The organism is Spiribacter curvatus (assembly GCF_000485905.1).
GTDB classification, from domain to species: domain Bacteria; phylum Pseudomonadota; class Gammaproteobacteria; order Nitrococcales; family Nitrococcaceae; genus Spiribacter; species Spiribacter curvatus.
In genome coordinates, this window is record NC_022664.1 from 191,762 (window position 1) to 213,303 (window position 21,542).

General features: G+C 66.0%; 23 protein-coding genes and 1 tRNA gene. 15 read left to right on the forward strand and 9 right to left on the reverse strand.

The features are described 5' to 3' along the window. Nucleotides 1-6: 6 nt before the first annotated feature. Nucleotides 7-1,092: a tRNA-queuosine alpha-mannosyltransferase domain-containing protein gene (locus SPICUR_RS00925; protein WP_023365109.1), complete on the forward strand. Its 1,086-nt coding sequence runs from the start codon at nt 7-9 to the stop codon at nt 1,090-1,092. Here the strand turns inward: SPICUR_RS00925 and SPICUR_RS00930 are convergent. From SPICUR_RS00930 to SPICUR_RS00940, 3 genes are read right to left on the reverse strand one after another with little or no spacing between them, the layout of a single operon-like run. Then, entirely contained in the window at nt 1,077-1,352 is a 276-nt protein-coding gene (locus tag SPICUR_RS00930; RefSeq protein ID WP_023365111.1) for an oxidative damage protection protein, read from the reverse strand. The genes SPICUR_RS00925 and SPICUR_RS00930 overlap by 16 nt on opposite strands. Beyond that, nucleotides 1,349-2,416, reverse strand: a complete 1,068-nt coding sequence (mutY, locus tag SPICUR_RS00935; protein WP_023365113.1) for an A/G-specific adenine glycosylase — start codon at nt 2,414-2,416, stop codon at nt 1,349-1,351. Before mutY ends, SPICUR_RS00930 begins: the two co-directional genes overlap by 4 nt. Next, nucleotides 2,416-3,954 carry an AsmA family protein gene (locus tag SPICUR_RS00940; RefSeq protein ID WP_077176286.1) on the reverse strand — a complete coding sequence of 513 codons (1,539 nt, stop codon included), beginning with the start codon at nt 3,952-3,954 and terminating at the stop codon, nt 2,416-2,418. The genes mutY and SPICUR_RS00940 overlap by 1 nt, the downstream gene beginning before the upstream one ends. Between SPICUR_RS00940 and modA the strand changes: the two genes are divergently transcribed. The 4 genes from modA (at nt 3,953) to SPICUR_RS00960 (ending at nt 6,776) form a co-directional block, all read left to right on the forward strand. Then, the gene (modA, locus tag SPICUR_RS00945; protein ID WP_023365117.1) at nt 3,953-4,759 is read left to right on the forward strand and encodes a molybdate ABC transporter substrate-binding protein; all 807 of its coding nucleotides are present in this window, start codon (nt 3,953-3,955) and stop codon (nt 4,757-4,759) included. The genes SPICUR_RS00940 and modA overlap by 2 nt on opposite strands. Next, the gene (modB, locus tag SPICUR_RS00950) at nt 4,756-5,427 is read left to right on the forward strand and encodes a molybdate ABC transporter permease subunit (RefSeq protein WP_023365119.1); all 672 of its coding nucleotides are present in this window, start codon (nt 4,756-4,758) and stop codon (nt 5,425-5,427) included. Before modA ends, modB begins: the two co-directional genes overlap by 4 nt. After that, entirely contained in the window at nt 5,424-6,503 is a 1,080-nt protein-coding gene (modC, locus tag SPICUR_RS00955; protein WP_023365121.1) for a molybdenum ABC transporter ATP-binding protein, read from the forward strand. Before modB ends, modC begins: the two co-directional genes overlap by 4 nt. Before the next feature lie 90 nt (nt 6,504-6,593). Then, nucleotides 6,594-6,776 carry a hypothetical protein gene (locus SPICUR_RS00960; protein WP_023365123.1) on the forward strand — a complete coding sequence of 61 codons (183 nt, stop codon included), beginning with the start codon at nt 6,594-6,596 and terminating at the stop codon, nt 6,774-6,776. Here SPICUR_RS00960 and SPICUR_RS00965 read toward each other — a convergent pair whose 3' ends face one another. The 5 genes from SPICUR_RS00965 to SPICUR_RS00985 are packed head-to-tail and all read right to left on the reverse strand — an operon-like array spanning nt 6,777 to nt 12,246. Continuing rightward, nucleotides 6,777-7,808 carry a proline racemase family protein gene (locus SPICUR_RS00965; RefSeq protein ID WP_023365125.1) on the reverse strand — a complete coding sequence of 344 codons (1,032 nt, stop codon included), beginning with the start codon at nt 7,806-7,808 and terminating at the stop codon, nt 6,777-6,779. It abuts the gene before it with no gap. After that, nucleotides 7,805-9,382 carry an aldehyde dehydrogenase (NADP(+)) gene (locus SPICUR_RS00970; protein WP_023365127.1) on the reverse strand — a complete coding sequence of 526 codons (1,578 nt, stop codon included), beginning with the start codon at nt 9,380-9,382 and terminating at the stop codon, nt 7,805-7,807. The genes SPICUR_RS00965 and SPICUR_RS00970 overlap by 4 nt, the downstream gene beginning before the upstream one ends. 12 nt (nt 9,383-9,394) lie before the next feature. Further along, entirely contained in the window at nt 9,395-10,342 is a 948-nt protein-coding gene (locus SPICUR_RS00975) for a delta(1)-pyrroline-2-carboxylate reductase family protein (RefSeq protein WP_023365129.1), read from the reverse strand. A gap of 2 nt (nt 10,343-10,344) precedes the next feature. Then, entirely contained in the window at nt 10,345-11,346 is a 1,002-nt protein-coding gene (locus SPICUR_RS00980; RefSeq protein ID WP_023365131.1) for a 4-hydroxyproline epimerase, read from the reverse strand. A gap of 3 nt (nt 11,347-11,349) precedes the next feature. After that, on the reverse strand, nt 11,350-12,246 hold the full coding sequence (locus SPICUR_RS00985) for a dihydrodipicolinate synthase family protein (protein WP_023365133.1): 897 nt from the start codon (nt 12,244-12,246) through the stop codon (nt 11,350-11,352). A gap of 93 nt (nt 12,247-12,339) precedes the next feature. On the opposite strand from SPICUR_RS00985, the gene SPICUR_RS00990 reads away from it, so the two are divergent. From SPICUR_RS00990 to SPICUR_RS09675, 10 genes are all read left to right on the forward strand, one after another. Next, complete coding sequence (locus tag SPICUR_RS00990) at nt 12,340-13,020, forward strand: GntR family transcriptional regulator (protein WP_023365135.1); 681 nt, start codon at nt 12,340-12,342, stop codon at nt 13,018-13,020. Nucleotides 13,021-13,033: 13 nt separating this feature from the next. Next, nucleotides 13,034-14,140: a cis-3-hydroxy-L-proline dehydratase gene (locus SPICUR_RS00995; protein ID WP_023365137.1), complete on the forward strand. Its 1,107-nt coding sequence runs from the start codon at nt 13,034-13,036 to the stop codon at nt 14,138-14,140. Nucleotides 14,141-14,212: 72 nt separating this feature from the next. After that, nucleotides 14,213-15,331 carry a branched-chain amino acid ABC transporter substrate-binding protein gene (locus SPICUR_RS01000; protein WP_023365139.1) on the forward strand — a complete coding sequence of 373 codons (1,119 nt, stop codon included), beginning with the start codon at nt 14,213-14,215 and terminating at the stop codon, nt 15,329-15,331. Between the two features lie 74 nt (nt 15,332-15,405). Further along, nucleotides 15,406-16,320, forward strand: a complete 915-nt coding sequence (locus tag SPICUR_RS01005) for a branched-chain amino acid ABC transporter permease (protein ID WP_023365141.1) — start codon at nt 15,406-15,408, stop codon at nt 16,318-16,320. 3 nt (nt 16,321-16,323) lie between these two features. After that, nucleotides 16,324-17,295, forward strand: a complete 972-nt coding sequence (locus SPICUR_RS01010; RefSeq protein ID WP_023365143.1) for a branched-chain amino acid ABC transporter permease — start codon at nt 16,324-16,326, stop codon at nt 17,293-17,295. A 14-nt stretch (nt 17,296-17,309) separates the two neighbouring features. Continuing rightward, nucleotides 17,310-18,086 carry an ABC transporter ATP-binding protein gene (locus tag SPICUR_RS01015; RefSeq protein ID WP_023365145.1) on the forward strand — a complete coding sequence of 259 codons (777 nt, stop codon included), beginning with the start codon at nt 17,310-17,312 and terminating at the stop codon, nt 18,084-18,086. After that, nucleotides 18,083-18,799, forward strand: a complete 717-nt coding sequence (locus tag SPICUR_RS01020) for an ABC transporter ATP-binding protein (protein ID WP_023365147.1) — start codon at nt 18,083-18,085, stop codon at nt 18,797-18,799. The genes SPICUR_RS01015 and SPICUR_RS01020 overlap by 4 nt, the downstream gene beginning before the upstream one ends. After that, a complete protein-coding gene (locus SPICUR_RS09490; RefSeq protein ID WP_023365149.1) occupies nt 18,799-20,073 on the forward strand; it encodes an NAD(P)/FAD-dependent oxidoreductase in 1,275 nt (424 codons plus the stop codon). The genes SPICUR_RS01020 and SPICUR_RS09490 overlap by 1 nt, the downstream gene beginning before the upstream one ends. Next, nucleotides 20,060-21,202 carry an NAD(P)/FAD-dependent oxidoreductase gene (locus SPICUR_RS01035; RefSeq protein WP_023365151.1) on the forward strand — a complete coding sequence of 381 codons (1,143 nt, stop codon included), beginning with the start codon at nt 20,060-20,062 and terminating at the stop codon, nt 21,200-21,202. The genes SPICUR_RS09490 and SPICUR_RS01035 overlap by 14 nt, the downstream gene beginning before the upstream one ends. Further along, complete coding sequence (locus tag SPICUR_RS09675) at nt 21,199-21,468, forward strand: 2Fe-2S iron-sulfur cluster-binding protein (protein WP_202951829.1); 270 nt, start codon at nt 21,199-21,201, stop codon at nt 21,466-21,468. The genes SPICUR_RS01035 and SPICUR_RS09675 overlap by 4 nt, the downstream gene beginning before the upstream one ends. Here the strand turns inward: SPICUR_RS09675 and SPICUR_RS01040 are convergent. Further along, nucleotides 21,457-21,530 (reverse strand) — tRNA-Gly (locus SPICUR_RS01040). The genes SPICUR_RS09675 and SPICUR_RS01040 overlap by 12 nt on opposite strands. Between the last annotated feature and the right edge of the window lie 12 nt (nt 21,531-21,542).

The following is a 21,542-nucleotide window of genomic DNA, read 5'->3' on the forward strand; positions in this document are numbered from 1 at the left end:
GGCGGGATGAGACAGCGTATCCTCTTGCTCTCGGCCTATCAGGCGGACAGTCACGCCTGGTGGACCGGCTGGCTGCAGCAGGCCTTCCCCGACACGGACTGGCGCCTGCTGACCCTGCCCGGGCGGCACTTCAGATGGCGGATCCGGGGTAATCCGCTATCGTGGCTGGATGAGATCGCCACCGCCAGCCAGGGGGTAGACCGCATTCTTGCGACCTCGATGGTGGATCTGGCAACGCTGCGCGGGCTGCATCCGGCGCTCGCGGCGATACCCACCGATTATTACTTCCATGAGAACCAATTTGCCTATCCGGTCGGGCCCGGGCAGCGACCGTCAGTGGAGCCGCAGATCGTGCAACTCTATGGCGCATTGGCGGCCGACCGGCTGCTGTTCAATTCCGAGTGGAATCGGAGCAGTTTCCTCGACGGCGTCGCGGCCTTGCTTCGGCGCATGCCCGATGCCGTGCCGGCGGGCATCGTCGAGCGTCTGGCCCCGAAAACCGCGGTTGTGCCGGTGCCAATCGTTCCGCCTGCGCCGGGTCGCACATCGCGGGATGCGCGATTGATCCTGTGGAATCATCGCTGGGAGTACGACAAGGCGCCTGACGTGTTCGCAGATGCCGTCATCCGGTTGGCCGAGAGCGGCCATGCGTTTCGGCTGGCGCTGCTCGGTCCCCGGCCCCATCCACCGCCACCAGCGCTTTCGCGTGTCGTGGATGCCCTGGGCGATCGCGTCATCGCCAACGGCCGTGTCCCGCGCGGCGAGTATGACGCCCTGCTACACCGCGCCGGCATCGCCGTCAGCACCGCCATTCACGAGTTCCAGGGGCTGGGGATGCTCGAGGCCACCGCGGCCGGCACCACACCCCTCGTCCCCGATGCCTTGGTCTATCCCGAGCAGTATCCGGCTGCGTACCGCTATCCGCCGGGTGATGCGGCGGCCCTGGCCGATCGCCTGGCGGCATGGCTGACCAGCGCCCCACCGTTACCACCAGCTGTGGACGCCTACACGACTGAGGCGCTGCGACCGCTCTGGTCGCAGATAGTGGGGCGCAGCGCGTTACCGCGGTCAGCCGGTCACTCCTCGGGCTGAAAATCCGGCGGCGGGGCGGAGCCATCGCCGAAGAAGAACTTCTCCATCTCCTGCTCCAGGAATGTCCGCGCCTTCGGGTCCATGGGCGAGAGCCGGTACTCGTTGATGAGCATCGTCTGGTGGCCCAGCCACATCTTCCAGCCCTCCTGGCTGACGTTCGCCATGATCCGCTCGCCCAGTTCACCGGGGTAGGGCTGGCGCTTCATTTTCTGGCCCTCACGGCCGAGTTTGACGCAGTGGATGGTGTCGGTGTCGGTCATTGTAATGGTTCCTCTTGCTGGATGAGGCGATGTACAGGAGCGGGCAGCCCGGGTGCCTCATCGGTTTGGGGGTGATACCAGCGTCGATGGCCGTCCGCGATACCGCCATCGCCGGTAACGCGGGCGCGGATGGGCTGGATGTCCAGACTGAAATGCGTGAACTCATGGCGAAGCGGCGCCGGGGCCTCCGCATCGAGCTCGATGGTCAGCCGATACTGTTCGTGGACCCAGTGATCCGCTGTGTCCGCTGATTCCGGGACCTCGGGGAGTGACCAGAGCCCCGCCCAGATGCCCGTCGGCGGGCGCCGCTCGAGCAGGATGCCATCGCGCCCGTGGATGATCAGCATGGTGGTACGGCGCCGGGGCTTGTCGCGCTTTGGCCTGCGGCCCGGATAGGTCTCGGTCTCGCCCGCCGCCAGTGCCTGACAGCCCGACTGCAGGGGACATTGCTCGCAGCGTGGCCGACGCAGGCATACCGTCGCTCCCAGGTCCATCATCGCCTGATTGAAATCCCCGGTCCGCTCACGCGGGGTGACCGCCTCGCTGCACGTCCAGAGCCTGCGCGCCACGGCACTGCGCCCCGGCCAGCCCGGCACCGCGAAGTACCGTGCCAGCACCCGCTTGACGTTGCCATCGAGGATGGCATGCGGCGCATCCCGTGAGAGCGAAAGGATCGCTCCCGCCGTGGAGGGCCCGATCCCCGGCAGATCGGCGACGGCGGCGTAATCGTTGGGGAAGATGCCGTCGTAATCGGTCATCAGCCGCTGCGCACAGCCATGCAGGTTGCGGGCCCGAGCGTAGTAACCGAGCCCCGCCCAATGCGCGAGGACTGTGTCCCGGTCCGCCACGGCGAGGGTGGCTACGTCCGGGAAGCGCGCCATGAACCGCTCGAAGAAGGGGATGACGGTCGTCACCTGCGTCTGTTGCAGCATGACTTCCGAAATCCATACCCGATAGGGTGTGGCCGGATGCTGCCAGGGCAGGTCGTGCCGGCCGTATTGATCGAACCAGGCGAGTACCGCCTCCGAAAAGCCCTCCATCGGCGATGGATCGTCGGTTGTCATCAGTTGAACAGGTCCTCCAGCCGGTCGCGGACCTTGTCGACCTCCTCCTCGACCCGCTCGCGGATCTGTGTGCCCTGGCTCTGCTGGATCACCCGGGCAATGTCGAGGCGGATCGATGGATCACGCCAGCTGCCCTCGATCTGCAGCGGGATGGACACGCCCCGCAGTGCCTCAGGCGGCTGACCGCCCTGGCCCTGGAGGCTGCTGACCACATCGACGTCGAGCGAGAAGTCCAGCGTCTGTTCCACCAGGTCGCTCTGCCCCTCGCCGCGCAGACGCAGCACGGGGGAGTCCATGGCAATGTCATCGGTCCGCGCCACGCCGTCGCGCACCGCGACACTGCCGGTGAGGCTGGTGAAGTCCGTGCTCGGGGTCTCGTCCGCCGGCGGCGGTGTCTCGCCCTGGAGGCGGGCGAGCGCCTGCCGGATCAGCCGGGCGATGTTCACGCCCTTGAAGGCGCCATCGCGGATGCTGAAGTCACCATCGGCATTGACGGTGGCGAGCGGTGGTCCGCCGCCGGAGAGCGCCAGCTCGCCCTCGGCGTTGATGCCGGCGGTGCCTGTCAGCCGCTCGAACCCGGTGATGGCGGCCAGCAATGGACCCATCGCCACGCCGTTGAGCCCCTCGTTGAATGCAAGCGGCATACGGTTCTGCTGGGTGCCCAGGCGGATATCGCCGCCGTACTCGCCCTCGTAGAAGCGGGCGGAGAGAGGATGAATACGCCAGCCATCCGCGCTGGGCCCAATATCCGCACCCAGCTCGGTGATCGCCAGATCATTGGCGCGCAGGTCGGTCTCGCGCAACGAAAGGGTGCCGTCGCTGCGAACGATCAGATCGCCGTTGATGCGCGCATCCCACTGCTCGCCGTCGCGCTCGATCATTGCCTCGAGTGTGAGGGGGGCCGTCTGGCCGATGGCGATGGCGCCGAGGTCGAGCGTGAGCGGATCGACACGCAGGCGATCGCCGGTGGTGGCGTCGGCATAGCGGATCCGTCCACCGGACAAATCAATGCCGCCCAGGCTCAGACCCGCGAGCCAGTCCGGCAGGGCGCCGTCACCGCCGGCTCCGTCGTTATCCCCCGACTGGCCCTCAGCGTCGGCGAATGCCCAGTTGGCGTCACCCGTCTCGTTGCGGATCAGGCGGATGGTGGGAGCATCGAGGCGCAGTGTTTCCAGTTCGACCTCACCAGAGAGCAGCGGCATGACCGCCATCCCCGCGCTCACGCCTTCGGCGGTAAGGAGTGGCTCGTCGCCGAAGCCGTCACCACTGCCCAGCCGAATGCCACCCAGGTCGATAGCAAGCCGCGGGAAAAGGCTCCAGCCGATCTCGTCGTCGATGGCGAACGACCGGCCCAGCTCATCCTCCACAGCCGTGGTGATCTGATCGCGATAGTCGTTGGGGTCAAAGAACAGTGCAACGGCCGCAATGGCGACGACGATCAGCCCGATGAGGCTGCCGAGCGCGATGAATAGCACTCTCATGAAACGACTCTCTTGTTGATATGCTGGGCAGGGATCATAACGCTTAAAGGAAATCATGAGCGATCGGGCGATGCGTCGGCCGCGGATGCGGCGGCGCCGACCACCGCGGCAGTGGCTGCTCGCCTGGGTGCTGCTGGGCGTTGCGGCGCCGGCGGTCGCGGCGCCGCTGCAGGTCGCCGTCGCCTCGAATTTCCTTGCGCCGCTGGAGGCCCTTGCCGAGGCCTTCGCTGATGATGGTGGCGAGACGCTGCAGATCAGCGCCGGCGCCACCGGTCAGCTCTATACACAGATTACCCACGGCGCGCCCTATGACCTGTTGATGGCGGCGGATCAGGCCCGTCCCCAACGCCTGGTGGACCAGGGGCTTGCCCGCGCCGCCAGTCGCATCACCTATGCGCGGGGTCAGCTGGTGCTCTGGGCCCGACCCGGCATCCCGCTGCCAGCGGAAGGGCTGGCGGGACTCAGCCGCGCCTCGGTGAGTCGGCTTGCCATCGCCAATCCGGCGCTGGCCCCCTATGGCCGTGCGGCGCGGCAGGCTCTGCAGGCCACTGGCCTCTGGTCGACGCTGGGAGACCGTATCGTCCAGGGGCAGAACGTTAGTCAGGCATTCCAGTATCTGGCTACTGGCAATGTCAGCCATGCCCTGGTGGCGGCGTCCTATACCCGGCTCGACAATCGCCCGGACGGCGCTCACCAGACCATCGACGCACAATGGCATGCGCCGGTCCGCCAGGATGCGGTCATCCTCGAGCGCACCGACTCGCGCGAGGCGGCGTCGGCGTTCCTTGCTTTCATGCAGGGGCCTTCCGCTGCGCGTATCCTCAAGCGCTTCGGCTATCGACCCATGGATGCGTCGCATTGAATCTCACACCCGTTTGGATCAGTCTGCAGCTCGCCAGCGTCACCGTCGCCGTATTGCTGGTGCTGGGAACACCACTCGCCTGGTGGCTGGCGATGGGCCAGAGTCGCTGGCGGATGCCGGTGGATGCCATTGTCGCCCTGCCACTGGTGCTGCCGCCTACGGTGCTGGGCTTTTACATGCTCATTCTGCTCGGGCCCAAGGGGCCGGTTGGGGGGCCGTGGTTCGCTGTCACCGGCGAGACCCTGACCTTTAGCTTCACCGGGCTTGTCATCACCTCAGTGCTCTACTCGCTGCCCTTCGTGGTACAGCCGCTGCGCGATGCCTTCAGCGCGATCGGGCAGCGGCCGCTGGAGACCGCGGCCATGCTCGGCGCGAGCCCTCTGGATGCGTTTCGGACGGTGGCCTGCCCTCTCGCAAGGCGAGGCTTTGTGACCGCGGCGGTGCTTGGTTTCGCGCATACCCTGGGGGAGTTCGGTGCCATCCTGATGGTGGGCGGCAGTATCCCCGGCGAGACACGGGCGGTCGCAATCGCGATCTATGAGCATGTCGAGATGCTGGAATATGGCGCCGCCCATGCACTCTCCGCCGGTTTACTGGTGTTTTCGTTCATCGCGCTGCTGGCGATCTACACACTGAATGGCCGGCATCGGATCGGGGTCAGCGTTTGACTGCCGAGGGGCTCGAGTTTGACGTGAGCCTGGATCGGCCGGGTTTCCAGCTTGTGGCGAACGGCCGGCTGGCGCCTGGCGTGACGGCGCTCTTTGGCCATTCCGGCTGTGGCAAGACCAGCCTGCTGCGCTGTCTGGCGGGGCTTGAACCCGGCTGTCGGGGCAGGATCCACCACGGCGGGGAGTCGTGGCAGAGCCGCTCGGGTACGCGGCCGCCGCACCGGCGCCCGGTGGGGCTCGTGTTCCAGGACGCCCGGCTGTTTCCGCACCTGAGCGTGCGCGGCAACCTCGACTATGCCGAGCGTCGTCGGCGGGGCGAGGGGCCGGGACGGGCCGAGGTGATTGATGGGTTGGGACTGCGTGCGTTGCTCGATCAGGCGCCCTCAGCACTCTCGGGAGGTGAGTCGCAGCGGGTGGCGCTGGGCCGGGCACTGCTCGCCGGGCCGCGGATCCTGCTACTCGACGAACCGCTGACCGGACTGGATACGGCCCGCCAGCGAGAGATCATGCCGTTGCTGCGAACGATCCCCGAGCGATTCGGGGTGGCGCTCTTATACGTCACCCATTCCCGTTATGAGGTGCTGGCGCTGGCGGATCAGATCATGCTGATGCGCGAGGGACGGATGATCACCCATGCTTCGGTCAGCAGCGTGTTCTCGTCGCCGGATTACTGGGCTTTTCTCGGGCAGACCGAGCCGGCGGTGATCTGGCCGGGCCGAGTGGTGGCGCGCGATAACGACTGGGGGCTGACCATCCTCGCTACCGATGCCGGCCGGCTGCGGGTCAGCGGGATCAGCGTCGATCCGGGCGATCAGGTGGCGCTGCGGGTGGCCGCCCGCGACGTTGTGCTGACGCTGGAGCCGCCCACGGCGACGAGCGTACTCAACAGTCTGCCGGTGCGGGTGGAGTCGCTCAAACAGACCGGTGAGGGGGTTGTGCGTGTGGAGCTCAGCATCGGTCATCGGGCGTCGCTATGGACGCAAGTGACCCGCCAGTCAGTGGCCGCGCTGCGACTGGAGCCCGGCCGGCGACTCCATGCATTGATCCGACCCGAAGTGCTGAGCATCAATCATTGATAAAGGCTAATGACCGGGGCTTTACGCCCCGCGGTCCGAGCGTCAGACTCCGCGGTTTCGCAGTGCACCAAAACAGGTGGAGGCGCATCCATGGCAGGCATGCCGGGTCAGAACTGCCGGATTGAATACCGGGGGCGGGACATCGTGATCAGTGGCCCGACACGCGAGGCGCACGCCCAGGCGCAGCGGATCATCCGCCGCTTTGCCTGCAGCGCCGTGCCCTACCGGATGGCGCGCACCGATTCCGATCAGGTGATCCTCAAACCAGCCTGATCAGTGCCTCTGATCCGCCAGCCTGGCTGGCACCTCGAACCCTTCCGGTAATGGGTCGTCTGCCTCAACCTGAAACTCGCCACAACCGCTGTAGTGACCGTGCCCGGTTACCGTAACGATCAGCCGCCCATCGTCACGCACCTCGCGGATCGCGCCTTGGAACGGGATACCACTCAGGCCCGACACCGCGCAGGTCTCGCCTGGGGCGATGTCGCCATTATGATGGGCAAGGGCGAGTCGCGCCGCGATTCCCGAGCCGGTTGCGCTGCGATCGACCTGGCCGCCGCCAAATACACACAGATTGCGGGTCTCGCTGGCCGCGGCCGGGGGGCGGCCATCAGTGATGAGACAGCCATACAAAAAGCCGAGGTCGGGCGCATCCGGATGGTCGATCGCGAGCTGTTCGCGACCGGCGGCGATGATCGCCCGGGCTGCCCCGATGAGCGTCTCGTAGGGGCTGTTATAGAGATCGAGCCCCAGCCGGGCAGCGGGGAGAACGGCGTAGTAGGCGCCGCCGTAGGCGATGTCGACGGCCACCGTGCCGAAGCCTGCCACGGAGAGTGCCTGTCCCGTTGCGCCCGCGAACACCGGGACACTGTCGAAGGCGACCGCGCCGATGGGTCCGTCCGCCGGGGTGTCCACCCGCACGGCGACGGGGCCGCAGGGGCACTGCAGCTGGAAGTCCGTGACCGGCGGGGTGGGATGCACATGACCCGTATCGATCATCCAGCGGCCCAGCGCCACCGTGGCATGCCCGCACATGGTGCTATAACCCTCGTTGTGCATGAAAAGCACTGCCAGCGCGCAGTCCGGGTGGTCGGCGGTGGTCGGCCAGACGCCGTACATATCGGCATGGCCGCGGGGCTCGAGCATCAGGTGCTGACGGACGGCATCATGCCGGGCTATGGCGTCGCGGCGCTTGTCGAGCAGCGTATCACCGGCAAGCGCCGGCCCGCCGCCGGTGAGGATGCGGACTGGCTCGCCGGCGGCATGCAGGTCGGTATAGCAGTAACGTTGTACCTCGGTGATCAATGCGCCGTCCCCAGCTCGTCGGCACCATCGACGCGGCGCGGCAGGCCGAGGGGGTTGTCGTCCTGCAGGGCCGGGGGCAAGGCCGCTGCCGGCATGTCCTGGAGGGCGACCGGGCGCAGGAACCGTTCGATCGCGCGGGTGCCCACCGAGGTGGTGCGGCTGTCGGTGGTCGCCGGGTAGGGACCGCCATGGACCATGGCCTCGCCCACTTCCACGCCGGTGGGGAAGCCGTTGAACAACACCCTGCCAGCGCGCTGCTGGAGCCGCTCGATCAGGGCCTTGTAATCAGCGAGCTCGGTATCCCGGGCGTGCACGCCGGCGGTGAGCTGGCCGACCAGCGCCGCCGCGGCGGTCTCGAACGCGGTGGCGTCATCCACGATGACGACCAGCACGGCTGGGCCGAACACCTCGTCGGCCAGTTCCGGCTGCGCGCTGAGCGTATCGGCGTCGGTGATGAAGGCCATCGCCTGGGCGCGATGATCGGCGCTATCGCCCGCCGCCAGCCGTGCCACGCCCTCGGCCGCCGCAAGCCGTTCACAGCCCGCTTCGAAGGCGGAGAGTATGCCGCTATGCAGCATCACCGCCGGTGCCATGGCCTCGATGGCGTTGATCAACTGCTCGCGGAAGGCGTCAAAGCCCTTGCCACGGCGCACGACGATCAAACCGGGTTTGGTGCAGAACTGCCCGCAACCGAGCGCCACCGACCCTGCCAGGCCCTGAGCGATGGTCTCGGGCCGGTCGGCGAGGGCACCGGGCAGAATGAACAGCGGGTTCACGCTGCCCATTTCGGCATGGACAGGGATCGGGCGATCGCGCTCAGCAGCGATCCGCTGGAGCGCCAATCCACCGCGCTGCGAACCGGTGAAGCCGACGGCCTCGATGGCCGGATGCTGGACCAGCGTCGTTCCCAGGGCATAGCCAGCCCCCTGCAGCATCGAGAAAACGCCGGCGGGCAGGTCACTGGCCGCTACCGCCGCCTCCACGGCTTCTGCGGCCAGCGCCGAGGTGCCGGGATGCCCGGGATGCGCCTTGACCACCACCGGGCACCCCGCCGCCAGCGCCGAGGCGGTGTCGCCGCCGCAGACCGAAAACGCGAGTGGGAAGTTGCTCGCGCCGAACACCGCGACTGGACCGAGTGGGATATTGCGCTGGCGTAGATCCGGCTTCGGAGCGGGCTGGCGGTCCGGATCGCCATGGTCGATACGCACGCCCAGAAAACCGCCCTCGCGCACGACCCGCGCGAACAGCCGCAGCTGGCCGGTGGTTCGGCCGAGCTCGCCACGGATGCGCGGCTCGGGCAGGCCAGTCTCGACGCCGGCGCGCTCGACAAAGGCGTCCGCCCGGGCGTCGAGCTCACCGGCGATCGCCTCGAGGAGGCTGGCACGCTGTGCGAGGGGTGCGTCAGCGAGGGGGGCAGCGGCCTCTGCAGCAGCCCGGCAGGCCGCATCGATCTCCTCGGGCGTCGCCTCGCTGAAGGTCGGGGCGAGTGCCTCACCAGTGGCGGCGTTCTCGGCCTGAAAGGTCTCGCGACCCGCCGCCCGGCGGGCACCGGCAATAAATTGTTCGGTTGTCATCGTCATAAGCAGCTACCGGTTGGATGGAAGAGGGCGTGTCGGCATGGCGGCCACCAGCACCTGACCGGCCGCCAGGTCCCAGAGCGATTGACCGACACTCTTGAAAATGAGGGGGCCATCGCCGCGCGGTCGGGCGTCGTCGAGGACCACCGCTTCCAGCGTCGTCGCCTGACCCCAGTTGAAATGACCCGACGCCTCGGCCTTGAGCAGATCACCGGCCTCCTCGCGGGCGCCTTCTGCACTGTCGATGACGATCCGGCCCCGCTCCACAAGCGCGGCCGGGACCTCGATCATGTGCGCCCGGAATGCCCCCACCGCCGCGACAAAGGTGTCGTCGCTCAGCGTGGTCGGGAGGATCGGCTGAGTCGCCGTCGTCGCCGTGACGATCAAACGCACCTGGTCGAGGACGGTCGCGGGATCATCCACGACAGTGACGGTCATGCCGGTGGCGTTCATCTCGGTGGCGAGGTCCTCGGCCCGCGATCGGGTGCGTGAATACAGATAGGCGTGGCGTACGCCCAGGCCATCGCGGAAGGCCTCTAGATGTGTCCGGGCCTGTGTGCCGGCGCCGTAGACCAGCATTGGCGTGTCGGTGCGCGGGGCGAGGTGCTGGGCGGCGAGCAGTGAGACCGCTGCAGTGCGCCGCGCCGATACCGCGCCACCATCCACGAGCAGCTGGCGCTCGCCGGTGGCGGCATCCAGAACCACCATCTCCCCTTGTATGGTGGGGCGCTGATGGCGACTGTTGTGTGGATGGACCGTGACCAGCTTGGTGATCGCGATCCGCTCGTCGGTGGCTGGCATCAGCAATAATGTGCCGCCCTCCGCCAGCGACATGGCGCCGCGTGGTGGACACTGGGTATGGCCCGCCCGGGCGCTTGCCAGCACGCCGGCGCAGGCGTCGGCGACGGCCTGATAGTCGAGCCGCTCGAGGGTCTGTTCGCGATTGAGGGACTGCATGATCAGTGCACCGAAAAGCCGTGGGCGAAGGGATCGCGATCATCGATGAAGATCGTGTTATAGCCGGTGACCCGCGCCCAGCCGGTGATCTGCGGCCGGATCCCGGCGTGCGGTCCGACCGTCTCGGTATCTGTCACCTTGCCGGTGAACAGGCTGCCGATCACGCTCTCGTGCACGAACCGGTCGCCCACCGCCAGTCGGTCACGGCCGTGGAGCTGAGCCATCCGGGCTGAGGTGCCGGTGCCACAGGGCGAGCGATCGATGGCGCGATCGCCGTAGAACACTGCGTTGCGGGCATCGGCCTCCGGATCATGGGCCGGTCCGGTCCACATCACATGCGAGACGCCGCAGATAGTGGGGTTGTCCGGATGCACGGGCTCGATGATCGCATTCAGCCGCCGACGCACCTCGGGGGAGAGACGCAGGATGTCGTCAATACCGAGACTGTCGAGGCCCTCGAAGCCGGGCTGTGGCTCGAAGATGGCGTAGAAGTTGCCGCCGTAGGCAATGTCGCATCGCAACGGTCCCAGACCGGGGACATCCACCTCGACGTCGGTGGCGGCGAGCCACGAGGGGACATTGCGAAGGCTCACCGACTCCACGAATCGATCGGGCTGTTCGTAGCTGACCTCGACGAGGCCAGCGGGGGTTTCGAGGCTCAACCGACCGGGCTCGCGGGGCGATACCAGTCCCTCCTCGATGGCGGTGGTCACCGTCCCGATGGTGCCATGGCCGCACATCGGCAGGCAGCCCGAGGTCTCGATGAACAGCACACCGAGGTCGCAGTCCGGGCGCGTCGGGGCGTATAGGATCGAGCCCGACATCATGTCGTGGCCGCGGGGCTCGAACATGAGCCCCTGCCGGATCCAGTCATGATGGGCGAGGAAGTCCTGCCGATAATCGCTCAGGCTCTCGCCCCGCAGACGCGGGCCACCGCCAGCGACAACCCGTACCGGATTGCCGCAGGTATGCCCGTCGATGCAGAAGAACGTATGCCGCGCCATGGATCAGACCGACGGCCGGTTGGCGAGGGCCTTTTCGATAATGCGGATCACGCGGCTTCGCTCATCGCCCACCAGCGGCAGACGTGGCGGGCGGACTGTCTCGCTGCCGCGGCCGGCGATCTGCTCGGCGAGCTTGATCATCTGCACGAGCTTGGGGTCGGTGTCCATGTGCAGCGAGTCCATCATCCAGCGATAGATCCGCACCGCCGGCTCGATACGGCCGGCCTGCACATGATCATAGATCGCCACGCTCTCGCGCGGATAGACATTGGCAAAGCCGGAGACCCAGCCGATGGCGCCCACCACCATGCACTCCAGCGCCACATCGTCGACACCGGCCATGATCGCCAGCGCCTCCGGGGCGAGGTTGATCAGGTCATTGATGCGGCGCGGGTCCTCGGAGGATTCCTTGACGGCAACGATGTTGGGCGTTGCCGAGAGCTCGACGAGTGTCGCCGGGTCGATGTCGATCCCGTAGGAGGCGGGGTTGTTGTAGATCATCGCCGGCAGCTGGCACGCCGCGGCGACACTGCTGATGTGCTCGACGATCTCGCGCCGGTCTGCCTTGTACACCATCGCCGGCAGGATCATGATGCCGTCGGCACCGATCGCCTCGGCATCGCGGGCGAACTGGCTCGCTAGCGCTGTGGTGTATTCCGCGATGCCCGTGATCACCGGGACCCGGCCATTGCTGACTTTGCAGGCGGCGTCGATCACGTCGCGCTTTTCCTGATCGGAGAGCGAGGTGTTCTCACCGCAGGTACCGAGCATGACCAGTCCATGAACGCCGTCGGTGATGAGGTTATCGACGACTCGTTTCGTGGCCTCGAGGTCGAGGCGGTGATCGGAATCGAACTGAGTTGTTACAGCCGGATAGATGCCGCGCCAGTCGGGGGTCATGGGTTGTCTCCTGTTTGGATGGGGGGACCGTCTTTCCGTCGGTCTTCGTATATTGTATAAAGTTATCCGTCGGGATAGGGATGGTCAACAAAAATGAATCTGCACAGTAGCGGTGGCCGCCAGACCGTGGCCGGCATGCTGGTTACCGAAATGCGCGAGCGCATCCTCAACCTGGAATTCCCGGAAGGCGTGGCGCTGCGACAGGATAGTCTCGCCGCCGAATTCGGTGTGAGCCGTATCCCGCTGCGCGAGGCATTGCTGCAGCTCGAGGGTGAAGGACTGGTGACACAGACCGCCCACAAGGGCTACGCCGTCAGTGTCCTGTCGCTCGATGAAATCCGCGAGATCTTCGACCTGCGTGCGCTCATCGAGGTGGATCTGCTCCAGCGGGCGCTGCCGCATATCACCTCCGAGGTGATTGCCGCCGCGCGTCAGGTTCTGCTGCAGTTCGACGAGAGCCTTGCTGAGCCGACGGCCGAGCGTCATTGGGGGCACTACAACTGGTGCCTGCACGCGACGCTCTACACGCCCGCCGGCCGTCACCGCAGTCTGGACATCCTCCATAAGCTGCACCGCAATGCCGATCGCTACCTGCGCCTCCAGCTCAACCTCTCCGACCACAACAACGCCCGCGCCCGTGAGGAGCATGATCGCCTGATCACGCTCTGTGAGGAGCGTGACAATGCCGAGGCCACCCGATTGCTGAACGAGCATATCCTCGCCGCCCGCGATGATCTGCTGGAGTTCCTGTCGGCGCGGCGCGACCAGGACTGATGGGGGAACCCGCATGAAGATCACCGCGATCAATATCTATCAGATCGATCTGCCCCTGCACGAGGGCCGTTATGCCTGGTCAGGCGGCAACAGCGTCGATGTCTTCGACAGCACCGTTGTGGAGATCGAGACCGACGCCGGGATCTCCGGCGTGGGTGAGATCTGTCCGCTGGGGCCGGCCTATCTGCCCGCTTACGCCGCCGGCGCACGCACCGGATTGCAGGAGTTGGCGCCTGGGCTGCTGGGGCTGGATCCGACCCGGCCGATGCAGGTCAGTCATCATCTCGACCAGTGCCTTCGCGGGCATAACTATGTGAAATCACCGCTCGATATCGCCTGCTGGGACATCCTTGGCAAGGTCACCGGACAGCCAGTCTGCCACCTGCTCGGAGGCCGCTATGGGGATGCCATCGAGCTCTACCGGGCGATCTCCCAGGCGTCGCCGGATGACATGGCGGAGCGTTGCCGCCAGTACCAGGCCGAGGGCTACACCCGCTTCCAGCTCAAGGTCGGTGGTGATCCAGACACCGACATCGATCGTATTCACGCCTGCGCCGCGGTCATGCGTCGTGGCGACACCCTGGTCGCTGATGCCAATACCGGTTGGACGCAGCATGCCGCGATGCGGGTCGCCGCCGCCATTGCCGGTCTGGACGTCACCATCGAGCAGCCCTGCGCGGCGTACGCGAGCTGCCTGCAGGTGCGCCGGGCGACCGCCCGGCCGTTCGTGCTGGATGAGTCCGTCGATGGCATGGCGTGGTTATTGCAAGGACTGGCCGACGGGGCAATGGATGTCGTCAATATCAAGATCGGCAAGGTCGGCGGGCTGACCCGCGCCCATCGGATGCGCGATGTCTGCGTCGAATCGGGGATCGCCATGACGCTGGAGGACACATGGGGAGGTGATGTGGCGACGGCGGCTATTGCCCATCTGGCCCATTCGACGCCGGAGGCGGCGCGGTTCTCGGTGACTGACTTCAACAGTTACGTCACTCAGCCTTTCGCCCCCGGTGCCCCGCAGCGCATGGACGGTCAGCTGGTCGCTTCGGCTGCCCCGGGATTGGGCGTCACGCTCGATTACGCGGTGTTAGGTGCCCCGGTATGGCGCACCGCAACGTAGGTAATGCTTGCGCGGAGCGGCCTGATCGTCTACATCTGATCAAGTGTATACAATTTTCTGGAGGCAGATCCGATGAAAACCGCAATCACAGCACTGGCCACGACCCTCGCCCTTGGCGTGGGTATGGGCGGGGCCGCACAGGCCCAGGAAGACACCATCCTGATCGGCATTCAGGTGCCCACCACCGGATCAGAGGCGACCTACGGGCAGGACATGTTCAATGCCGCCGAGCTCGCCGCCGAAGAGATCAACGCGAACGGAGGACTGCTTGGTCGTGAGGTCGAGTTGGTCACCGGTGATTCGGCCTGCGATCCGCAGCAGTCGGTGAACGCTGCCGGTAATCTCGTCTCCCGGGATGTGGTCGGTATCGTCGGCGGCTATTGCTCCGGCGCCACCATGCCGACGCTCAATACCTATGGTGATGAGGGCCTGCCCTTCGTGATCACCGCGTCCAACTCCACCCAGCTCATCCCGGCCAATCCCGGCAACGCCTTCATGATCAACTCCACCGGGGCCGATCAGTCGAAGAAGGCCGCCGAGTTCTTCGAGGCCCAGGGTGTTGAGCGCCTCGCCGTGATTGATCAGGGCGATTCCTATTCCCAGGATCTCGCCGACCTCACCGTCGAGCGCTGGGAATCAATGGGTCATGAGGTAGCCACCCGAGAGACCGTCAACAAGGGCGAGCAGGACTTCTCAGCCGTGGTCAGCAACGTCCGCTCGAGCGGTGCTGACGCTGTATTCTGGACGGCCTACTACGCCGATGGCGGTCTGATGATCCGTCAGCTGCGTCAGGGCGGCTTCCGCGGCATGATCGCTGTGGGTGATGGCTCGAACTCGCCGCAGCTCTTCGACATCGCCGGCGGTGCCGCCGAGGGTGTGTTCGGATTCTCCAACCCGACGGCCGAGTTCTTGCCTGAGGCGGCGAGCTTTATCGATGACTACCAGGCCGAGTACGACCAGAATCCGGGCCCCTATGCGCCGCTCAACTACGACGGGCTGAAGCTGCTCACCTGGGCGATTGATAAGGCCGGAACGACCGATTCGGCGGCGGTGATCGATGCCCTGGAGACCACCGATGGCCAGTCCTGGCTGACGGGTCCGATCAGCTTCACCGACGAGAAAACGCTGGCGCGCAGCAACTTCATCATCCTCGAGGGGACTGATGGCGCCTGGACGTTCTACGACAACTGATGGTGTGACCGGCGGCGCGGGTTCACAGCGGGCCCGCGCCGCTGCTTTCAAGTTCGGTCAACGGGGGACGCCGAATGCCGGCCTTTGAGACATTCCTGCAGGCCATCGTCAATGGCCTGGTGCTGGGATCCTTTTACGCGCTCATTGCGCTTGGCTACACCATGATTTTCGGTGTGATCAAGCTTCTCAACTTCGCCCACGGCGATGTCTACATGGTGGGCGCATTCGTCGGCTTTGGCGTGCTGTCGCTGATATCGGGGGTGGTCGGGGCCGGCTGGTTCGGCCTGAGCATCGCCATTCTGGTTTCCATGATCGCGGTCGGCTGTCTGGGCGTGATCATTCAGCGGGTCGCCTATCAGCCGATGCTCTCGGCGCCGCGACTCTCTATCCTCATTACGGCGCTGGCCGTCTCGCTGGTGCTGCAGAACAGTGCGCTGAGCCTGACCGACGGTAAGTACACCGCCTTTCGGACTGATCTGGGCTTCGGCGGGTTCGAGTTCGGCCGGCTGTTCATCAGTCACCAGGCCATTGTCCTGGTGGCGATCGCCGCCCTGCTGATGATCGCCCTGGAGCTTTTCGTCAGTCGCACCATGTATGGCCGGGCGATGCGCGCCGTATCGATCGACAAGGACATGTGCCGGCTGCTGGGGATCAACGTCACACGCGTCGTGGCTATCACCTTTCTCATCGGTTCCGGATTGGCGGCGGCGGCCGGCACCATGGCCGGGGCCTATTACGGCAGCATCTGGTATTTCATGGGCTTTCTCATCGGGCTCAAGGCGTTCACCGCCGCGGTCATCGGCGGGATCGGCAGCATCACCGGGGCGATGCTCGGTGGATTGATCCTGGGGCTGCTGGAATCGTTCGGGACGCTTGTGCCGTTTATCGGCAGTGAGTGGAAGGACGTGTTCACGTTCTCGATCCTGATCCTCGTGCTCGTGTTCAAGCCCACTGGGCTGCTGGGCAAATCAGAAGTGGAGCGGATGTAGCTGATGAGTACCGCAACTGGCCGAGCCACCGGTCTGATCGACCGTCTTTACGCCACTTTCGAGAGCCCGCGGCGGCAGATGCTGTTGATGATCGCAATCGTGTTTGTCATGGCGATCCTGCCCCTGATCATGGGGCGCTACACGACCACGATCATGACCAACGCGCTGCTCTATGTGGTGCTGGCGCTGGGGCTCAATATCGTGGTGGGTTATGCCGGCTTGCTTGACCTCGGTTACGCGGCATTCTTCGCGGTCGGGGCCTACAGCATCGGCATCCTTACCGCGCAGTTTGACTGGAATTTCTGGCTGGCGATTCCACCGGCGCTGATCGCGGCCTGCATCGCCGGGGTGATCATCGGCGGGCCAACGCTGCGACTGCGCAGTGATTATCTGGCAATCGTCACCCTCGGGTTCGGTGAGATCGTTCGCTTCAGCGCCCGCAACCTCGAGATCACCGGTCGCGCCAGCGGACTGTCAAACATTCCCGAGCCGAGCCTGTTCGGCTACGTGATCGATAGCTATGTCGATTTCTACTACGTCTTCCTGCTGCTCGCCGTCTGCGCGGTGATCGCCAGTCATCGGCTCTATCACTCGCGGCTGGGTCGGGCGTGGCTGTATGTCCGTCATGACGAGGATGCCGCCGAAGCGATGGGCATCAACCGGGTGCGCGTCAAACTCGCCGCCTATGTCACCGGTTCGGTATTCGGCGCTATTGGCGGGATTTTCTTTTCGGTCAACCTGGGGGCGATCTCGCCGGAGAGCTTCAGCTTCGAGCAGTCGGTGCTGATCCTCATGGCGGTCATCCTGGGCGGCATGGGCAAGATCCCGGGGGTAATCCTCGGCGCGTTCATCATCATCCTGGGCCCGGAGCTACTGCGTGATCTCGGTGAGCTGCGGCTGCTGCTGTTCGCCGTCATCATGCTGCTCATCATGCTGCTGCGACCCAGCGGGATCTGGCCGGAACGGCGCAACTAATCCGGGAGTCACGGATGCTGCTCAATCTCGAACAAGTCAGTCTGCGTTTTGCCGGCAACACGGTGCTCGATAAGGTCGACTTCGGCGTCGAGGCCAACTCGCTGGCGAGCCTGATCGGCCCCAATGGCGCCGGCAAGACCTCGCTTTTCAACTCCATCACCGGGTTTTACCGGCCGCAGGAAGGACGCATTGAGTTCGACGGCGAACGCGTGCTGCGGCGCAAGCCTCACAAAGTCACCCAGCTCGGCATCGCCCGTACCTTTCAGAATGTGCGCCTGTTTCGGGAGATGTCGGTGATGGAAAACGTCATGGCCGGGATGCACTGCCGCACCCGGGCGGGTGCCTTCGGAGCAGTGCTGCGCACCCCGGGACAGCGAGCTGAGGAGCGCTACATCGCCGAGGTCGCCCATGACTGCATGCGCTTTGTGGGTGTCGACGAGTACGCCGATCGCCTTGCCACCAATCTGGCCTATGGCTATCAGCGCCTGGTGGAGGTTGCCCGGGCGCTGGCCACCCAGCCGCGGTTGATCCTGCTCGACGAGCCGGCGGCGGGGCTGAACGCGACCGAAAAGGCCGCTCTCATCGAGCTGATCCGCCGTATCCGCGACGAGCGCGGCATTGCGGTGCTGCTCATCGAGCATGACATGGGTCTGGTGATGCAGGTCTCGGAGCGCATCAACGTCCTCGACTATGGCCGGATCATCGCCAACGGCAATGCCGAGGAGATCAAGAACAATCCGCGGGTCATCGAGGCCTATCTGGGGCAGGAAGACGAGGAGATGGTGCTGTGACTGAGCCGGTCCTTCGGGTGGAGCAGGTCGAGTCGTTCTACGGCAAGATCCAGGCGCTCCGCGGCATCGACATCGAGGTGACGCCCGGGCAGATCATCGCGGTCCTCGGCAGTAATGGCGCCGGCAAGACCACGACGCTCAAGACCATCTCCGGGCTGGTCCGTGCCCAGGTTGGCCATGTCTGGCTTGATGGCGAGGACATAACCCGCCTGCCGCCCCATGAGATCGCCCGCAAGGGCGTCGTTCACGTGCCGGAGGGCCGGCATATCCTCAAGGGGCTGAGCGTGCAGGAGAACCTCGAGCTGGGGAGCTTTACCGTGACTGATCCCGCGGTGCGGCGTGATCGGATGGCGGATGTCTTCGAGCGCTTCCCGATCCTCTCCGAGCGCCGACACCAGGATGGCTCACTGCTCTCGGGCGGCGAGCAGCAGATGCTGGCCCTGGGCCGGGCGCTGATGCACGGACCGCGTGTGCTGCTGCTCGATGAGCCATCGATGGGGCTGGCGCCGAAGCTCGTCACCCAGACCATGCGCATCGTCAAGCAGCTCAACGAAGCCGGCACCACCATCCTGCTGGTCGAACAGAATGTCCGCCTGGCGCTGAAGATCGCCCATTATGCCTACGTGCTCGAAAACGGTGAGATCTATAACCAGGGTGAGGCCTCGGCGCTGGCGGAGGACGACAGCATCGTCCAGGCGTATCTGGGGGCCTGATGTCGATCGCGATCGTGGGGACTGGCCCGGCGGGCGCCGCCGCGGCCCGTGAGCTTGTGGCACGTGGTGCAGCGGTGACGCTGTTCGACGAACAGCCCCGCAGCGGCGGCAATATCGATCGGGTGCGCACCACGACTCAATCCACCGCGCTGGAGACCCTGGCGCGCACATCACCCCGCGTCGAGCTGCGGACCGCCACGCGGGTGCTCTCCACCGAGGCCGGCGGGCGAGTCTGGTTTGATGGCGGAGATGGTGCCGAGTCGAGGGATTTCGAGGCGATCGTCCTCGCCTGCGGGGCCTATGACATCCACGATCCGATCCCCGGTCTGCCCGCCGCCGGTGCGAGCAGCGCCGGAGCACTACAGGCACTGCTAAAGGGGCAGGGCATCGTGCCCACCGGATCGGTGGTGATCGCCGGCAGCGGACCGTTCCTGACCGTCGTCGCTGCGGGCCTGGTTCGGGCCGGCGTCCGGGTGACGGACGTTGTCGACCGACTGCGGCTGAGTGACTATCTGCGCCTCGCGCCCTGGGGGCTTGGCATTCCCGGTAATAGCCTTGAGTTCCTGCAAACGCGCTGGCGCCTCTGGCAGGCTGGCGTCAGGGTCCGTCATGGGGTGGGTGTCGCTGAGGTGACCGACAACCAGTTGGTCACCGATACCAACGCGTCCATCCCCTTTGATCATCTGGGCCTGAGTGAGCGCTTCGTCCCCCAGACCCAGCTTGCAAGGACCGCTGGCTGCCGGCTCGAGTACGATCCGATCGGCGGCTACTGGGTGGTGGTCACCGATGCGGTCGGCCGCACCAGCCAGTCGGGCATCTACGTGATTGGCGAAGGGCAGGGCATCCGCGGTTGGCGGCATGCCGAGCTCTCCGGCGAGCGGGTCGCGCCGGCGGTGATCGCCGATCAGCAGGGACACTCATCGCCGCGGCCGGGCCGGCGTGGCCGCCGGCGCTTCCTGATCGGGTTCGCCCGGGGGCTTGAGCACCGCCAGCACGCCCGGTCCCCAGAACGCCGCCGCCGCGATGCGGTGATCTGCCCCTGCGAGGGCACCCGGGTGGAGGCGGTCGATGAGGCGGTGTCGCTGGGCCTCGCCGATCTTTCCTCCGTCAAGGTCGTGACCCGCTGTGGGATGGGCCCGTGTCAGGGCCGCTACTGCGAGCCTCAGGTCACCGCCCGGATCTGTGCGGCGGGGGCAACACCGCGTGGAGCGCTCAACCAGCGTGCATTCTCGCGACCGGTATCCGTTGCCGAGGTGATCGATGATGCGGGTTGATGCATTGGTGGTGGGCAGCGGGATCATTGGCAGCTTTGTGGGGCTGGCGTTGCGGGAGCGCGGGCTGGACGTCATGGTCGTGGACCGTGGCGGCCTTGCGCCGGGGACGTCACGCAGCAGTGACGGCAACCTGCTGTGCTCGGACAAGTCCCCCGGGCTGATGCTCGATCTCTCCGATCGCAGCCTCGCCGCCTGGCATCGGTTCGCCGAGCGCTACGGCAATGACTGCGAATTCGATCCCAAGGGGTCCACCGTCGTCGCGCGCTCCCGTGAGGAAGCGGCGGGGCTGCAGGCCCTGGTCGCCGAGCAGCAGGCCTGCGGGATCGACTGCCGCTTTCTGGAGAGGGGCTGGTCGGCACTGGAACCGCATCTCGGTCCGGATACCGTGGCGGTCGGGCACTGGCCGGGCGACGCCCAGGTCCAGCCCATGCTCGCCTGCTATCAGATCGCCCGGCAGCTGCGCGACCACGGCGTGACCTATCGGTTCTACGAGGCGATCGAGGGCCTCGAGCCGCGGAATGATGGCGTGACCGTGACGCTCTCCAGCGGTGACCGGATCGAAGCGGGACATGTCTGCCTGTGCACCGGCGTATGGACTAACGAGGTACTTGAACCGCTGGGTCTGTCCGTGCCGGTCAAACCGCGCAAGGGGCATATCGCCGTGCTTGAGCGGGGCGATGTCCAGGTCAATTCCAAGATCGCCGATTTCGGCTATCAGGCGGCGGCGGAAAGCACTGAGGTGGACGGGACCGCGGTCCAGACCGCCGCGATTATCGAGGCCACGCGCAGCGGCACGATCCTCTGCGGGAGCTCGCGCGAGTTCGCCGGGTTCAACATGGATGTCGATATGACGACGGTGCAGCGCCTGCTGGCCGACTGCGTGCGCATCGTCCCTGATCTCCAGCGGCTGCGCGTGATCCGTGGCTACGCGGGTCTGCGACCGTTTTCCCCCGACGGTCATCCACTGATCGGACCGGTCCCCGGAGCGGAGCGCGTGATCGTCGCCACGGGCCACGAGGGTGCTGGGCACGGGCTGGCAGCGGTGACGGGGGATCTGGTGGCGGCCTGTGTCGCTGATGGGGACACCCATCCTTACTCGGGTCAGTTGCATCCGGGACGGTTCCAGTGACCGGGCCGCGCTTTCGGCCGTTGGCCGCGCCGGCGCAGTGGATCAGCGTTCAACTGAACGGCGAGTCTGTCGATGTGCCGCGTGGCATGAGCGTTCTCGCCGCCCTGCTGACCCATGGCGAAGATGCGCCGTCGCCAGACTGGTTCTGTGCCATCGGCCAGTGTCAGCGCTGTCGGCTGCGGGTCAACGATCGTGAGGTCATGGCCTGTCAGACTTATCCGGGGAAGGGGGATAGGATCGAGACGCGGGATGACTGGAGCGGCTGACCGGGATCGAACCGGCATCACTGCCTTGGGAGGGCAGCGCTCTACCATTGAGCTACAGCCGCGTTAGGGTTCCC

Coding starts and splice junctions, on each gene's coding strand:
- SPICUR_RS00925 (WP_023365109.1), top strand. CDS start 7: ATGAGACAGCGTATCCTCTTGCTCTCGGCCTATCAGGCGGACAGTCAC.
- SPICUR_RS00930 (WP_023365111.1), bottom strand. CDS start 1,352: ATGACCGACACCGACACCATCCACTGCGTCAAACTCGGCCGTGAGGGC.
- mutY (WP_023365113.1), bottom strand. CDS start 2,416: ATGACAACCGACGATCCATCGCCGATGGAGGGCTTTTCGGAGGCGGTA.
- modA (WP_023365117.1), top strand. CDS start 3,953: ATGAGCGATCGGGCGATGCGTCGGCCGCGGATGCGGCGGCGCCGACCA.
- SPICUR_RS00940 (WP_077176286.1), bottom strand. CDS start 3,954: ATGATTTCCTTTAAGCGTTATGATCCCTGCCCAGCATATCAACAAGAG.
- SPICUR_RS00960 (WP_023365123.1), top strand. CDS start 6,594: ATGGCAGGCATGCCGGGTCAGAACTGCCGGATTGAATACCGGGGGCGG.
- SPICUR_RS00970 (WP_023365127.1), bottom strand. CDS start 9,382: ATGACAACCGAACAATTTATTGCCGGTGCCCGCCGGGCGGCGGGTCGC.
- SPICUR_RS00975 (WP_023365129.1), bottom strand. CDS start 10,342: ATGCAGTCCCTCAATCGCGAACAGACCCTCGAGCGGCTCGACTATCAG.
- SPICUR_RS00980 (WP_023365131.1), bottom strand. CDS start 11,346: ATGGCGCGGCATACGTTCTTCTGCATCGACGGGCATACCTGCGGCAAT.
- SPICUR_RS00985 (WP_023365133.1), bottom strand. CDS start 12,246: ATGACCCCCGACTGGCGCGGCATCTATCCGGCTGTAACAACTCAGTTC.
- SPICUR_RS00990 (WP_023365135.1), top strand. CDS start 12,340: ATGAATCTGCACAGTAGCGGTGGCCGCCAGACCGTGGCCGGCATGCTG.
- SPICUR_RS00995 (WP_023365137.1), top strand. CDS start 13,034: ATGAAGATCACCGCGATCAATATCTATCAGATCGATCTGCCCCTGCAC.
- SPICUR_RS01000 (WP_023365139.1), top strand. CDS start 14,213: ATGAAAACCGCAATCACAGCACTGGCCACGACCCTCGCCCTTGGCGTG.
- SPICUR_RS01005 (WP_023365141.1), top strand. CDS start 15,406: ATGCCGGCCTTTGAGACATTCCTGCAGGCCATCGTCAATGGCCTGGTG.
- SPICUR_RS01010 (WP_023365143.1), top strand. CDS start 16,324: ATGAGTACCGCAACTGGCCGAGCCACCGGTCTGATCGACCGTCTTTAC.
- SPICUR_RS01015 (WP_023365145.1), top strand. CDS start 17,310: ATGCTGCTCAATCTCGAACAAGTCAGTCTGCGTTTTGCCGGCAACACG.
- SPICUR_RS09490 (WP_023365149.1), top strand. CDS start 18,799: ATGTCGATCGCGATCGTGGGGACTGGCCCGGCGGGCGCCGCCGCGGCC.
- SPICUR_RS01035 (WP_023365151.1), top strand. CDS start 20,060: ATGATGCGGGTTGATGCATTGGTGGTGGGCAGCGGGATCATTGGCAGC.